The sequence below is a fragment of the Microseira wollei NIES-4236 genome (assembly GCF_020521235.1).
GTDB classification, from domain to species: Bacteria; Cyanobacteriota; Cyanobacteriia; order Cyanobacteriales; family Aerosakkonemataceae; genus Microseira; species Microseira wollei.
Window position 1 is genome coordinate 62,252 of sequence record NZ_BLAY01000016.1, and the last position, 15,705, is coordinate 77,956.

The 15,705-nt window shown below is 44.4% G+C and carries 9 protein-coding genes; 4 read left to right on the plus strand and 5 right to left on the minus strand.

Annotated elements, in window-relative coordinates; all coding sequences use genetic code 11:
* Positions 1–147: 147 nt before the first annotated feature.
* The gene (locus tag MiSe_RS07445; protein ID WP_226576838.1) at positions 148–666 is read right to left on the minus strand and encodes a hypothetical protein; all 519 of its coding nucleotides are present in this window, start codon (positions 664–666) and stop codon (positions 148–150) included.
* Between the two features lie 229 nt (positions 667–895).
* Here MiSe_RS07445 and MiSe_RS07450 point away from each other — a divergent pair, with 229 nt between their 5' ends.
* Together MiSe_RS07450 and MiSe_RS07455 are read left to right on the plus strand one after the other, a co-directional pair.
* Entirely contained in the window at positions 896–1,135 is a 240-nt protein-coding gene (locus MiSe_RS07450) for a hypothetical protein (protein WP_226576841.1), read from the plus strand.
* Between the two features lie 449 nt (positions 1,136–1,584).
* Entirely contained in the window at positions 1,585–2,958 is a 1,374-nt protein-coding gene (locus tag MiSe_RS07455) for an NB-ARC domain-containing protein (RefSeq protein WP_226576868.1), read from the plus strand.
* Between the two features lie 262 nt (positions 2,959–3,220).
* On the opposite strand, the gene MiSe_RS07460 is transcribed toward MiSe_RS07455, so the two are convergent.
* Positions 3,221–4,009, minus strand: coding sequence for a Uma2 family endonuclease (locus MiSe_RS07460; protein ID WP_226576844.1), 789 nt, complete (start codon positions 4,007–4,009; stop codon positions 3,221–3,223).
* Positions 4,010–4,407: 398 nt separating this feature from the next.
* Here MiSe_RS07460 and MiSe_RS07465 point away from each other — a divergent pair, with 398 nt between their 5' ends.
* Positions 4,408–5,919 carry an MBOAT family O-acyltransferase gene (locus MiSe_RS07465; protein ID WP_226576847.1) on the plus strand — a complete coding sequence of 504 codons (1,512 nt, stop codon included), beginning with the start codon at positions 4,408–4,410 and terminating at the stop codon, positions 5,917–5,919.
* A gap of 4 nt (positions 5,920–5,923) precedes the next feature.
* The gene (locus MiSe_RS07470; RefSeq protein WP_226576850.1) at positions 5,924–6,901 is read left to right on the plus strand and encodes a hypothetical protein; all 978 of its coding nucleotides are present in this window, start codon (positions 5,924–5,926) and stop codon (positions 6,899–6,901) included.
* Between the two features lie 463 nt (positions 6,902–7,364).
* On the opposite strand, the gene MiSe_RS07475 is transcribed toward MiSe_RS07470, so the two are convergent.
* From MiSe_RS07475 to MiSe_RS07485, 3 genes are all read right to left on the minus strand, one after another.
* Positions 7,365–8,894 carry a family 10 glycosylhydrolase gene (locus MiSe_RS07475; protein WP_226576853.1) on the minus strand — a complete coding sequence of 510 codons (1,530 nt, stop codon included), beginning with the start codon at positions 8,892–8,894 and terminating at the stop codon, positions 7,365–7,367.
* A gap of 466 nt (positions 8,895–9,360) precedes the next feature.
* Positions 9,361–12,714 carry an alkaline phosphatase D family protein gene (locus MiSe_RS07480; protein WP_226576856.1) on the minus strand — a complete coding sequence of 1,118 codons (3,354 nt, stop codon included), beginning with the start codon at positions 12,712–12,714 and terminating at the stop codon, positions 9,361–9,363.
* A 370-nt stretch (positions 12,715–13,084) separates the two neighbouring features.
* Complete coding sequence (locus MiSe_RS07485) at positions 13,085–14,557, minus strand: glycoside hydrolase family protein (protein WP_226576859.1); 1,473 nt, start codon at positions 14,555–14,557, stop codon at positions 13,085–13,087.
* Between the last annotated feature and the right edge of the window lie 1,148 nt (positions 14,558–15,705).

Sequence of the window (15,705 nt, forward strand, 5' to 3'; positions counted from 1 at the left end):
CTAGTTATAAACAAGCGCGTTGCTAATGGCTAATTGCTAATTGCTAATATAGGATTTTTACTGACATTAGCCATTAGCCTCGTTCCCAGGCTCCTGCCTGGGAACGCCATTAGCCGCTCCCAGAGAGATAACTAGCAACTTGAGTTATTACCAGGAGAAGATCGTGATATTAAAGCTCTTGCAGCCGCCAAAGACTACGCAAGCTTTGCCTGACAACGTAATTTTCTTCTGAGCCAGCTTCAAACATACAGCTAAATCAAACTTGGCAACACCGGCGCTTCCTTTGAATGAAATACATGGTTTCGCTGGACTGATCTCACCTGATAAGACTGTAGCGCCAAAAACCTTGAGAGCGACGAAAGCTTTTGGCACGCTGACATTGACGTCATAGCACAGCTGAATAGGACCAATTAATGAAAGACATCCAGCCACATCTACAGCAGCGGCTGCTTCGGCTTCATGAACCTCCATGTCCATCGCCATTTCCATCGGCGATTGCCCCAATTGCGCTCCAGCCACATCTACAGCAGCGGCTGCTTCGGCTTCATGAACCTCCATGTCCATCGCCATTTCCATCGGCGATTGCCCCAATTGCGCTAATTGCGCTAATTCAACCTCGTACTGGATTTCGGGAAGAATGTCTTCTTTGTAGGTAGTAATAGTCATTGTCTTTTCTCCAAATCTAAGGTTTGTTAATGTGCTTGCTGCACATGTCTTATAGTTTGTCTCTTCACCCTTGGTCTAAACCACCGAAGTTTAGTAACTTAAGAACGAACTTAATAATTTATCTTCAAGCAATTAACCATCAGTATTTCAGCCAATAAAAACTTGAGGGAGGACGCGGGATAAGTTTGCTTAAAATCGGAAAAATTCCTCAGGGTCGGCAACCAAAGAATTGGGAATAAAAAAATCATCAATATTTGGGATCGCATCCGGAATCAAAGATATTGCTTGTGAATATAATAGGATAGGTAAAAATAATCAGCGGCGGCATCTGCAAAACGACCTTCAGCTTATCAGTTTTGTTGAAGTGGGTTTAATATCAAAAACCCCCAGAGCAGGTATTATCCGCCCCTACAGCTCACCGCTCCGGGTTGAGCTGAAAAATCCTTGGGAAAGAAAACTAGAGATATAGGCAGAAACTCGATTTCTAGGATCGTCATGGGTAAGTCATATCTGTTTCTACTTAAGGTTGATTGTAGCTCAGAGATCGATAACGCAAATCCACTTGAGATTTATGGCAAAAAATACCGATAATGGGTGAAGCGAGCGCTATAAAAATTTTGTTTAGCTGTAATTAGGCTTATACGCTTGGCCTCTAAAGATATCTACTAACGTAAGTTGCTAGTTATAAACTTTGGCGTTGCTAATTGCTAATTGCTAATTGCTAATATAGGATTTTTACTGACATTAGCCATTAGCCTCGTTCCCAGGCTCCTGCCTGGGAACGCCATTAGCCGCTCCCAGAGAGATAACTAGCAACTTGAAGTAGTCTATGGAGTCGGGCGTGCATATGTCCTACACATTATAGGCAGCTAATTTTCCCTGTTTGGCAAATATATTTACTAAACTGAGATACTTTTGATGAAGTCACAAAAACAAACACGCAAGCGCGGTGTAATTCTGACAACTCAAGGATTTGATAAACTTATGGCAGCCAAATACGAAGCCGAAAGTTGCGAAAACTGTGACAAACGTTATACCCTGGAAGCTTTAAGTTATCGCACTGGTTTAGATCCAGATACCTTGATGAAGGTATTTAGTTGCAAAATTAGAGTTGATAAGCAAACTCTCAATCGCTGCTTCCGGGCTTTTAAGCTTCAAGTGGAGCCAAATGATTATCAGCACCCAATCCAAAATGCGATCCCCCCTAGCCCCCCTTATCAAGGGGGGAATAGCGGGGATCGCATTGATTGGCGCGAGACTCCTGATATTTCTGTTTTCTACGGACGCAGTGAAGAATTGGCAAATTTGAAGCACTGGATACTCGAAGAACGCTGCCGACTCGTGACGCTATTAGGTATGGGTGGAATGGGCAAAACTTGTCTGTCGGTGAAACTTGCAGAACAGATACAGGAGCAATTCGATTTTGCGATCTGGCGAAGTCTAGGCAATGCTCCTCCTGTCGAAGATATGCTAGCGGAATTGCTCCAATTTTTAGCTGCGGATACGAAAATTAATTTACCAGAAACTATAGAGGGTAAAATTGCGATACTGATGCATTATTTACGAAGTTATCGGTGTCTGCTAGTATTAGATAATTTCGAGACAATTCTGCAAGAGTTCGACTATGGTGTCGGGTATTATCGCCAAGGATATGAAGGTTACGGTCAACTCCTCAGACAAGTGGGAGAAACGATTCATCAAAGCTGCTTAATAATTACCAGTCGGGAGAAACCTAAAGATATTGGGCTACTAGAAGGAGAAACATCACCCGTTCGCGTCTGGCAATTGAAAGGCTTGCAGGTAACAGATGTACTGGAAATCTTTGGTGAATCAACTGATTCGAGCAAGCTGGTTGATTTTTATGCAGGCAATCCATTGGCATTGAAGATAGTTTATAATACGGTTAAAAACTTGTTTGCTGGGAGTATTTCTGAATTTATCAACCAAAATATCGCTGTTTTTGGCGAAATTAGGCATCTTTTAGAGCGGCAATTTAAGCGGTTGTCAGATGGAGAAAAGGAAATTATTAAATTGCTGGCACTTAATCGCGAACCCGTTTCATTTTCACAACTGCGAGAGCGGATATCGCCGTCGATGTCACCCCAAAAACTATTAGAGGGGCTGGAATCTCTGGAAGCGCGATCGCTGATTGAAAAAAAGTCGGCTCTTTTCTTCGTGCAGCCTATGGTGATAGCATATGTAACTGAACAATTAGTCGAAGAGAAAATTACCTCGTTACCGCTGAAAGTTTTTTCTGGTGACGAGTATCAAAGACTCGCTGTTAACACCTAAGCTTTTTTCCAACTCTTCTATTTCAGGACTTACGCAAACACCAAAGTTTCTCTGAAAAAAAGAAACTTTGGTGATGGCAAGGTCGTGCGTAAGTCCTGTATTTCAGCTTGGGAATGACCCTATTTTCCCCACGCCCACCGACCGCGCAGACAAGCGCGATCGCATTTCAGCTTTTGAGGTAAAGTGCGTTCGCGGAAGCTTGCGCTGCGCGGATGCGCGGAAGAGTGCCGGAGGCATATCGCTTATTATCAACGAGAAGATATCACGATTCAGAATTTGGTATCAATTTTTCGATTTCAGATGCATTCATCCCTGTTATCCTAGCTATCTGTTCTACCGTCATTCCTGTCTCAAGTAGGTTACGTGCAGTTTGTCGCAACTGCGACTCTGCTGTATCTGCTCGTTGTCGTTCCTGCTCAGCCCGCTGTCGTTCATTTTCTTCAGGCGTTGGTAGTAATTCTCCCTCCAAAGCCGCCCAGCGCAACCAAGTCGCATCAATGCCTTTATAATTTCCCTGCCAACGCTGCAATGCTAGTCCTAAAGATTGACTAATCAATTGATTCCGTTCGTTGGGAATTAAGCGTTGGTAAACGCTTTGTTGGAGCGAGAAACCCGCCCAATCATCCGGGTTAAATGGGTCATACCAGAAATATTCTGGTACGCGCATTTGATTTTGATAAATCAGTTTTTTCTCGTTTTTATCTGCTTGGGCGGTACTGTCAGAAATTAACTCAATTACCACATCTGGTGCTTTTCCCTCTTCCCAAACTACCCAACTGCGACGTTCGCCTTTAGGAACTCCCAATACCACAAAAAAATCTGGCCCTTTAAAGTCTTTGTTTCGCACCTGTGCCAGACTGTAGTAGACAAACATATTGCCGCCTACATACCCATCCTCCCGTTGTTCTAACCAAGGGATTAAGGCATCAATTAGCAAATCCATTTGAGCTTTATGTCTGGCGCTTTCCATCGGGACACCATCATCGTAGGGAAGTTCTGCCTGAGTAGGCGGTAGTTGGACATCTGGTGCAGCTAGGGTGGTTTCTGACATGGCTTTTCACCTTCTGGGGAGCCATTGGGGATGTTTCTATGTTAGTGGATGGTAGGGATGGGGATGGTGTTTGGGTTTTTGTAGGCGTGCGATCGCTCTTCCGCTTTTGAGGCAAAATGCGATCGCGTACAGCCTGTGCGGTCTGGCATATCGCTTCGGTATGCACCTGTTGCATGTTTATTTGGTATAATCTTTTGCCAAGGTAGGGTTTGGCTATAGACCCTGCCTGGAGTGCATCTGTTAGATTAATCACAAATATCTCAATACAACCGGACTGACCCACGACGATCCTAGAAACCGGGTTTCTATGAAAAATCGTCGTTTAAAAACTACAGATATACGCAGAAACCCGGTTTATTTGAATATATCTGTACAATTTACCCAACGGAAAGATTAACATGCTGTTTAATTCGCCGGAATTTATCTTAATGTTTCTGCCAGTCACTCTGGTGATTTTTTTTACCCTGGGTAGGCTGAGATATAATCGTGTAGCGATCGCCGCTTTAGTAGCTGCTTCCTTGTTTTTCTACAGTTGGTGGAACCCTTTACTATTATTACTGCTAATTTTCTCGATTATATTTAACTACTTGTTGGGGTATGGCTTGAGTAAAACGCTCCAGATACCAGTTAGTAAAAAGTTTCTGTTAATTCTAGGTATTACGGTCAATTTAGGTCTACTCGGTTATTTTAAATACGCTAACTTCTTTATTTCTACTATTAACGATTTGGCAGGAACGAATTTTAATTTAACTAAAATTATCTTACCATTAGGGATATCATTTTTTACTTTTCAGCAAATCACTTATCTAGTCGATGCTTTTCAAGGAAAAATAACAGAAAATAACTGGCTGGACTACTGTTTATTCGTTAGCTTTTTCCCCAAGATTTTTGCAGGGCCAATTGTTCGCTACCAAGAGATGATGCCTCAGTTAGCTAATCCAGGGATTTATCGGCTTAACCAAGAAGATTTAGCAGTGGGGGTAACGATTTTTATCATAGGTTTGTCTAAAAAAGTTCTGATTGCCGATCAAATTTTTGCCTATGCTTACCCAGTGTTTAGTGCTGCACTGCAAGGAACGCCTCTGACATTTTATGACGCTTGGAGTGGAGCCTTAGCTTATACATTTCAGCTATACTTCGATTTTTGCGGCTATTCTGAAATGGCAATTGGTACAGCCAGGATGTTTGGCATTAAGCTACCGCTAAACTTTGACTCGCCTTACAAAGCTGTGAATATCAGTGACTTTTGGCGTCGTTGGCACATAACGCTTTCTAACTTTTTAAGGGATTATATCTACATTCCTCTGGGTGGTAATCGTCAAGGTGAATTTCGGCGCAATGTCAATTTAATGACTACCATGCTGTTAGGTGGTCTTTGGCATGGAGCGGGTTGGACATTTGTTTTATGGGGTGGGTTACACGGAGCATACCTAATCATTAATCATCAATGGCGGTCGTTCCGTAAATTTTTAGGACAGGACTTGAAAAAAAGTCATTGGTGGGGTGTAGCATTAAGTTGTTTGGTGACTTTTATAGCCGTGGTAGTCGGGTGGGTTTTCTTTCGAGCTGAGAACATGGGGTCTGCTCTGGCTATATTGAAAACAATGTTTGGATTTAATGGTCTATCTTTATCAGCTTCGGTTGTGCCGGAAAGAAAAAGGCTATTTTTCCTGTTACTCCTGGCTGTTTGGTTGTTGCCGAACACTAAACAATGGCTGAGTAAATACGATCCATTCCTGTTGGAGAAACCTGTAAAAGAAACAAATGCAAATTGGAGCGATCGCATCTGGCAAAGGTTACAATGGCAACCCAACCGATTGCTCGGCTTCCTATTTGGTATTTTGATGTTTATTAGCATCAAAATTATATTAGAAGCACCGGAAACAAAATTTTTGTACTTTGACTTTTGATAATATGAAAACATCCAAATATTTATCCTCAATCATATCTGGAATATTATTCAGCATTCTGATTTTCCTCCTAGCAGTTTTCTACCAACTCGGCGCTCCAACTGAGAGTTCCCGTTGGACTTACGAGCTTTATACAATTAAAACTAGAATTGCTGACTCGATTACAACACCAAAGATAGTCGTGGTGGCTGGATCAAATGCTCTATTTGGCATTAGCTGTAAGATAATTCGCGAAGAAACAAAGTTTCCCTGCGTTAATGCAGCAACTTATGCCGGATTAGGTATTGATTACATCTTAAATCGCTCTCGTTCTTTACTCCAGCCTGGAGATACAGTTATCCTACCGCTCGAATATGAATTTTACACAGACGATGGTAAATTGAATGGCGCGTTAATCGACTACGTACTAGCCAGAGACTTGGAGTATTTAAAATCTCTTAATTGGCTCGCTCAAATTCGTTTCATCACTGGGGTTTCTATGACTCGCGTGCAAGATGGCATCTTAGCTAGATTGGGAACTCCTAAGCAATGGCAGTCTCATTATAAATCCGAAAACCTAAATCAATATGGCGATGACACTGGAAATCGCGCATCAGATATGACCAAAAAAGAATTTAAGGCGCTTGAGGAGTTAAAACCAAAGGAAATGCAAGGCTATATCAAGTCCAGTTATGGCATGAAATCTATCAATAATTTCGTAGATTGGAGCCAAAAAAATAATATTAAGGTAATAGCGACCTGGCCCAATACCTTCTGGTTTGAAGCTTATCAGGAACAACAGGCTAAAGAATTATTTCAAAGCATCAATGATTTTTATCAAACGATTAAAGTTCCTCTCCTGGGAACTTATCGAGATTTTATGTACGATAAATCTATGTTCTATGACACAAGCTATCACATGAACGATAAAGGAGTGCGCTATCGCACCAAGCAGCTAATAGATTTACTCGAACCTTTTTTACCAAAAGTTAAAAAAACTTGATGGGTAATAATTATACTTGGCTACCCATTGGGTAGAAAGCCAAGGAAGAGGGGAGCGATCGCATTTGTTCAATTAATATCTAGTCCGGTTGCATCAACATCGCGCTTATGGCGGGTTTATCAACACAATTCGCTATTGCTTAAACGGGACTGGTAAAACCCGCCCCTACAACTCCATTAACCATACGAGTAGAGACGTTATACTCGCATCCGCTTTCATTACCCCCTTGATGCCGAACGACTGAAGTCGCGGCTATACAAACTCTCGACCGCCTGCGCGGTCTATAAGAATAAAGGGGGTCGTTAACCCGGATTTGGTATTACATGTAACGTCTCTACTACCGGACACGATATAATTAATACCCAAGGGCGTTCGTAGAAACCGGGTTTCTTGCTGCGCTCTTTGGTTCTAAATCGACGATTTTTCCGAGAAACCCGGTTTCTGTGCGTAAGTCTTGATATAGTTACCGCAACTGACAGAATTTCCGCTCTCGATCTAGTTCCGGTTCTTGCCAAGAAAATGCAAAATGACTTAGGGTATCAATTTGCGGTGCAAATTGCCTAATCGCTTGCATTTGCAGTTCCAATGGCGGACGATTGGTTACAGATCTACCCCAATCTCCGGCTAATGCCGGGTTAATTTGCGTTGCCGATGGTGCGAGGCTAATAACTCGTTGCAAGTCTTCTAAAATACAGCTGGTATCGTTGCAAGCTTTGTAAACCATTGGATGCCATTCCATCGCAGCGGGAAATCTATCCCAAGGTTGAATTCGCGAATCGTATCCTCCTTGTCCGATGGCGCGATTTCCACCGGGGAAAAAGACTGCACCTGTGGGAATTCCTTGTTGCTGTGCCGGAGACTTCGCACTTGCCAAAAAATCTAGCACGCCTTGCGCTGCATGAGCGACGCTCAACTCCCACAATTCCTGTTGTAAAATCGGTTGACGCTCTTGTGGTGATAGCAAATTCTTGGTTAGATCCAGATTGCGCCCTTGCCAAAGCGGTTCTTCTTCCTCTGGATACATCGCGTCAACTTGGGCAAGATCTCCAGTGGTAATATATCCCTGATTCAAGAATCGGCGAATTAACGCCAATCCCTGATTATTCATGGCGCGTTGATATAAAACTTGTTGCGTCGCTTCGCTATAAAGCCACAATTCCTGAACTTTGGTCGCCACAGAAGCTTCCCCCGTACTCCGGGGATATCGCACATAATCAAATAACACCCCATCGGGCTTGCGTTTCACCACCGCCTGCACGAGTTTGTTATAATCTTCCCGCGCTTGCAGATTGTAAGGATCGATGAAGGCTTTGCCATTATCTCCCTTGGCTACTTCTTCATCCGCCGTCCCATTGTACAAAGCTGCTAAATTATCTTGTCCCAAACCGTTGCGGGCTAATACCGATTGTCGGTCTGGTCGCTGTGCGTAGGCGTAGCCAAAGTTCATTGTAAACAACCAAGCGTAGACTTTTAACCCGCGATCGCGCCCTGTTTGAATCGCTTGTGCCAATAAGTCTGCCCGTTCTAATCCTGGCGATTTTACCACCGATTGCCACGGGGTATTATTTTCTGCTTGGGGCAATAGGACTTGAGAGTCATAAAAGACTTCAACGTAAACTTGGTTATAGCCTTTATTGACAATCCGATCCATAATCTCATCTAGCCCTCCCGGTCGGAGGTCGCAGGGATACAAACGCAGCCATATCGCTTGATTGCGAGGCCAATTTTGTGAGCGACATTCCTGCAATTGCCGTGCATTTTCGGCTATAAGGGATTTATAGCGTTTCTGGGCTTTGCGATCGCCGTTTAATGCTGCTTGCCTTAGGCTTTCTTTTTGCGCCTTGGCTTCGGGCGATAACTGACAAGCGATCTCTGTCTGAATCGTTTTGCTGGCTATCGACGCACTAAACATGTTATTTGTCAATACCCCAACTACCAAACAGCGATAGAAATAACAACGGCGTCGCGTCAGGGTTGTAAAAAATTGCTTCATCGAGATACTGTACAACAAGGCAGGCTTCTCAAAAGCTAGCTTAGAAGAGTTTAAGCTAGTTTATCCCATCGGGGAATAGTTTTGCTCGATACCGACTCCAGAAACCCGGTTTTTTAGAAAAACCGGGTTTCTGGCGGGAATTAATCGATTTTATGAGGTATTAGTTATTAAGTGCGGTAACAACTAATAATATCATTTCCGGTGGTATCGGTAGTGTGTGGATGGCTAATTGCTAATAGCTAATTGTCAATTGCCTCCAGAGCAGCCATTAGCGATTAGCTATTAACGCAAGTTGCTAGTTATAAACAAGGGCGTTGCCAGCTTGCTAATTGCTAATTGCTAATCTTGGATTTTTACCAATCTCGCCATTAGCCATTAGCCATTAGCTTCTATTTATGAGATAACTAGCAACTTGAGTTATTAGCAAAGGACATGATATAACTCCCGAAGCGTTTGATATTATTTATTATCTTACGATCGCATCAGCCCACACTAAACTATGGTCAGAGGCAGGGGTTGTTTGTGCATTTTGTCTATCCCCGACTAACCTGTAAAGCGGATCGGTTGTTAAAGGCCAGAAAATTGCAGCGTAAGCAATCGGTAAATTGGCAGAAGGTAAAACATAATCAACTCGCAAATTACCGGGATTATTTCCCGTATCGCCAAAATCGGCTGTATCAAAAACTGGTTTACCTCTGTGGCCGGAATTATTGCCCCCATCAGTAAATGCTTGTTCTAAACCTCCCGGTGCAGCGGGGGTGACGCTGGTATTCACTAGCGGATTATTCAATAACTGAAGAATCGCATTATTCGTGCTATCGCCATCAAAAGGATCGGCATTTTGGTCGCCCATAATTACAAAACTCGCCCCCGGAGCTAAGCCGCCAAACCTTCTATTATCATCGTAAATATAATTTCCCTGTCCTGGGGTGATATAATCCGCCCATAAGCGAATTTCGTCGTGATTGCGCGTACCGTTTCGGTCTTCCGGGCCATCAAAAACGGGTGGCGTAGGATGGCTTAACAGCAAATGCACTGTCTTTCCATTAACATCAATTGGTACATCCCAGTGACTCTTAGAAGAAAGACGGAAAACATTTAACTCTGCGGGTGAATACCAATCATTTGGTGCAGGGGTTGCGGGATTATCAGGTAATAATGCTCCTGGCATATCCTTCCACAATAAATTCTGGAACCTGCGAATTTCATTGAATTTAATCGGATATTTAGAGTACAGCGCCATGCCAAATTGACCGGGGAAATTTCCGAATCCGAAAGCATCGTTACCGTATCCTGGAGCGCCGGTATTTGTAACAACAGAGCCATTGTTATCTAAATCGAAACCAGATGCTACTCCGGTATTGGATGGGGCAATATAGCGGAACGGATAGTTAATGGGAGTTGCCCCATTTTGACTGACTGAAAGATAATTATCCGCCAACAATCTTAGCGCTTCGCTACTGCCATTCGGTCCCCGATTATCGTAATCGAACTCGTTAATTAATACAACATCTGGCTGAGTGCGTTGAATTGTTTCTGCTACGGCTTTGGCTTGAGCATTATTCGGCGTTGATAAATCTCGAATTAATTCACCTTCGCTATTGCGATTTAAAGAAGCATTGAAAGTTGCAAAGCGCACCAATTGAGGATTAACTACAAATTCGCTTACCACTGTTGGTGTGCGGCTAATAATTTCACTGGGATTCGCTTTTAGTTGCTCTTCAGTGTAGCTGTCGATGCCGTAAGTTGTGACGCGCAATTGTTGCGTTTGAGGATTAATTTCAAATTCCGTCCAACCGTAAGTATGTGCCGATACGTAACTGCCTCTTAAAAGGGTGCTGTTGATTGGGGAATTTTGTAACCCGATGGGGTCGTAACCCAAAGGCGCGATCGCATTATTCACGAACTGCTCGATAAATTGATCTTTGCCTTGTCTGGGCAACGTATTGTAAGTATTTCTTTGCTGTGGCGTAATTAAATTACTCTCGGCTCCAATATCAACAACGGTTGGCCCCAACGGCGCATCAAAAGCAACAGATCCGGTCGTAATTTCAAACGCGCCTGTAGGGATTTGCACCGTGCCGGGAGCATTTTGATAGGTAAGATTATTCACCACCGTCCCGTGAATATCGGCGGCAACAAACACAACATTTGTAATGCCATTTTCTTCAATAAATCGCAAAATTTCAGTCCGTTCTGCTGCATACCCTTCAAAGCGATCCGGCGCGCCTATTAAACCTAAATTTTGCATCGGTTCGGGCGTCATGATAAATTTCCAAGTAATGCCGCTATTTTGAGCCGCTAGCAAATCTCGTTTCAAATCGGCTATCTGCTGTTGTCCCAATAAAGTGCGGCGCGGCGTTGGTTGTCCGGTTAGCGGGTCGATATCAAAAGCACGGGTGAGAAAATTACGGACTTGTGTTGGATCGTTAATATTCGCTACACCTGGTAACGGCGCATCTCGAAACGAACGATTATCTAAAATCATGACAGCAGCATCGCTGCCATAAGTGTTGAAGCGATATAATTTGCGTTCAAATGCCGTGCGATCATCCCCTGTTTCACCATAAAATTCATCTCGAATCGGGTTATATTCCTGAAAAGCGCGCAGGCTATTTTCGTACAGGTTAGTATCGTTAATTAAATTGCCGCTAGCTTCAAAACGGCGATCCCTTGCAGCAAAAGTGCCACCGGAAAAATCGTCGCTAACTTCATGGTCGTCAATAGTTGCCAAGACGGATGTAGAAGCGCGTAGATCTCCCCAAGTATTGACACCATTGCGCCTGCCGTAAACTTCATTGTGTTTGATGCGGAACTCTTGCAGCGTCCTAGCTTGTTCCCTCGGCAGATCCGGTGAGGGAAAATCAGCATAAATTGTGTCGCCGTGGAGGACAAAAAAGTCTAGGTTGCGTTCGTCGGCGTTAGCGATCGCTGGATACGGCGCCAATTCTCCCCGCCAGTCACCCGAAACGCCAAACCGCAACCCCGCTCTCGTTCCTACCGACGCGGATGTGCGAAATTGCCCCACCGCGGAATTCCCAGATGCATCTGTGACGCGATAAAAGTATTGCGTTCCGGGATTAAGGCCGTTCAGCTGTACCTTTACGGGTAAACTGGGATCTGTGACAAAACTTTCCAACTGACGCTGCACATTTCTAAAGTTGGGGTCGGTCGAATATTCAAATAACACCCGACCTGGAGTATTGCTGCGCGTCCACAACACGCTAGAAGTTTGCGTCGTATCCCCAGAAGCAACGCCATTTGGCAAGGTTCGTCCTTGCGGATCGGCAAACGGCGAAGGTCTGCGTGATTCTCTTTGTCCAAACAGCAGATAGTGGTCTAGCAAACTTGGCAAGACGCGACGGTTAACTGCATCTGCAACATCTCGGTTATTTTCGCGGTAAAAACTATTACTAAATAGCAGGCTAGGATCGCGTCCCTCCTGTTTGCCAAACTTGACAAAATGTTCAATTCCTGTTAATTCATCTCGGTCTACAGCCCGGGCAACATCTGGGTTTTGTTCGAAATAAAACTTTGTATTGAATAAGGCACTGGGATCGCGACCTTCAAATTGACCAAACCTGATAAAGTGTTGTATACCAGTAGTTTCTTTCCTAGCAACCGCTGCGGCAATATCTTGATAGAGGTTTAAATAAAATTGTTCGTTATACAATGCGCTGGGTTGACGCCCCTCAAATTGACCAAATCTTCTGTAATGTTCTAGTCCGCTCCTAAATTCTCCTCTGCCCACTGCTGCGGCTACATCTGGATATAATGATAAATAAAATTCAGAATTAAACAGTGAGTTGGTATCTAACATAAGAGCGAGGTTTATTACTTTTGTTCAATTAGCTAAACAGAGGTTATAACAATTATATTATTAACAGGTTATCATCGGTTTAATTTATCATAAACTTACACAAACTCTTAAGCCCCCCAAGCCAAGTCTTAAGCCCCCCTTAGCAAGGGGGGTTTGGGGGGATCGGTTTTATAAACTTACACAAAACTCTTAAGCCCCCCAAGCCAAGTCTTAAGCCCCCCTTAGCAAGGGGGGTTTGGGGGGATCGGTTTTATAAACTTACACAAAACTCTTAAGCCCCCCAAGGCAAGTCTTAAGCCCCCCTTAGCATTGGGGGTTTGGGGGGATCGGTTTTATAGCTAGCAACTTGCGTTATTAGATGCGTAAAAGCTTACCGCATCTGACAAAATTTCCGTTCCCGATCGAGTGCTGGTTCTTGCCAGGAAAAAGCGAAGTGACTCACCGTGCCAATGCGCGGCGAAAATTGACGAATTGCCTGCATTTGCAATTCCAACGACGGACGGTTCCTGATAGATTTACCCCAAACTCCTGCTAAAGCGGGTTTAATTTCAGTTCTGCGTTGAGCAAAACTCAGAACTTCTCGCATCTCTCCTACAATGCAACTGGTATTGCCGCAAGCCTTGTAAAGCATCGGATGCCACTCGATCGAACTGGGAAACTGATCCCAAGGCTGAATCCGAGAGTCGTATCCTTGACCAACGGCTCGATTTCCACTGGGAAAAAATACCGCTCCCGCGCGTATCCTTTGTTGCTGCACAGGTCTAATTGCCGCTTGCAGAAAGTCTAAAATACCCTGAACTGCATGAGTGACGGTTAATAGCCACAACTGTTGTTGCAAAATTGGTTGACGCTGTTCTGGCAGGAGCAAATATTTGGTTGTATTGGAATTGCGACCCTGCCAAAGCGGTTCTCCTTCTTCAGGATTGAGCGCATCAATCTCAGCAATATCCCCAGCAGTAATATATCCCTGACTTAAGAATTGGTAGATTAATGCCTGTCCTTTGTTGTTGGAGGCGCGTTGATACAAAGCGCGCAGGGAAGCATCGCCATAAATCCACAAATCTTGCACCCTAGTCGCGACGGAAGCTCCTCCCCCACTGCGCGGATATCGCACATAGTCAAATAACACCCCGTCTGGTCTGCGTTTTACGACTGCTTGCACAAGCTGGCGATAGTCTTGTCGTGCTTGTGCGTTGTAAGGGTCAATAAATGCTTTCCCATTCTCCCTTCTGACCAAATCCTCATCAACCGCTAGGTCATACAAAACTGATAAATTATCATGCCCAAAACCGTTGCGAGCTACTGTCCCTCGTCGGTCAGGTCGTTGAGCGTAGGCGGAGCCAAAATTCATCGCGTACAGCCAAGCGTAGACTTTTAGACCCCGTTGTCGCCCTTTTTGGATTGCTTGCGCCAATAAATCAACCCGTTGCGCTCCTCGTACTTTCACCACCGATTGCCAAGGTGTGGGATTATCTGCCTGGGGTAGCAAAACTTGGGAGGCGTAAAAGACTTCTACGTAAACTTGGTTGTAGCCTTTATTCACAATCCGATCCATAATCCGCTCTAGGGACCCCGCTCGGATATCGCAGGGATACAGGCGCAGCCAAATCGCCTGATTGCGAGGCCAGTTGCCTTGGCGACAAGCTGCCAGTTGCCCCGCGTGCTGAGATAAAACTGCCCGGTAGCGGTTTTGAGCGGCTCTGTTACCTCCGATTGCCGCCTGACGCAGGTTTTCTTTCTGTTGGATGGCTTGCGCTGTTAGTTGACAAGGGATGGCGTTAGCTGCCTGACTCGGTTGGCTAGCACCCAATACACTTAAAATGATATTTGTCAATAACCCCATCCATAAATTTCGATAAAAATAACGTGTAATCAAAGATGGCTTGAGCAACAGAGGATTCAACAAGGCAGAGGTTCTCAGAAGCTAGTTTAGCTTAGCCCGCCAGAAGCCCCAAGTCTGACTGTCCCCCCTTCTTAAGGGGGGTAGGGGGGGATCTCTGCAATTAAGGCGTCCCCACTCCTTTTTCAAGGCGTAGCAGGCAAAAGGAGTGGGGACAGCGCCTTAATTGCCCATTTCGGATCTACTTGCGGGTGGTAAACTGCGAATAAATTCTCTCAGTACATCGGTCTTATTTCTGCCTTTTTTGCGACAGTACTCTTCTAATGCGTTGAACTCTATCACGGGAAGCACGATCGTTAATTTTCTGGTATCCATATGACGACATACAGCAAATAGCTGCTATGATTCTATCAGGTGGCAATAGCCGAAAATGCTGCTCACCGAACAGTACCTTGATAACTGAAGATAGGGGGTGACACAAGCAAGTGTGTCGTATATCGATCTGCCACTTGTGGGTAAAATCTTCATGGAACGATTGACGAATGGTTTTTTAGCTATTCCAGTCGGGCCCTGGGCGAACCTGACTATAAATGGCTTTTGCGGGAAAGAACACGAGTACCGCGTACCGCTGACGCGGAACCCGCAGCGTAGGAAGTTCCAACAGCGAAAGTCTTGTCAGCCAAAACGTACCCCCAGGGAGGTGTAGGAGCGTCACTGCTAGTTTAGCCTCTCACCTTGGGTTGGGTGCTGTGAGTAATTATTCTTAAGGATATTGATGCAAAAAATACAGGCCATCACCTTTGTTTCTTGGGGGAATTTTTCACAGAAACCCGGTTTCTCTGCTGGGTTTCCCGCGAAAAATTGTCGGGAATGTTGTAGGGACACGGCAATCATAAATGTATAAAATATTTCGGATGCCTTGTCCCTACGCCAAAACCTGGTAGGGACACGGCAATCATAAAATGTTCGCTTGTATAAAATATTTCGGATGCCTTGTCCCTACGCCAAAACCCGGTAGGGATAAGGCAATCATAAAATGTTCGCTTGTATAAAATATTTCGGATGCCTTGTCCCTACGCCAAAACCCGGTAGGGATAAGGCAATCATAAAATGTTCGCTTGTATAAAATATTTCGGATGCCTTGTCCCTAC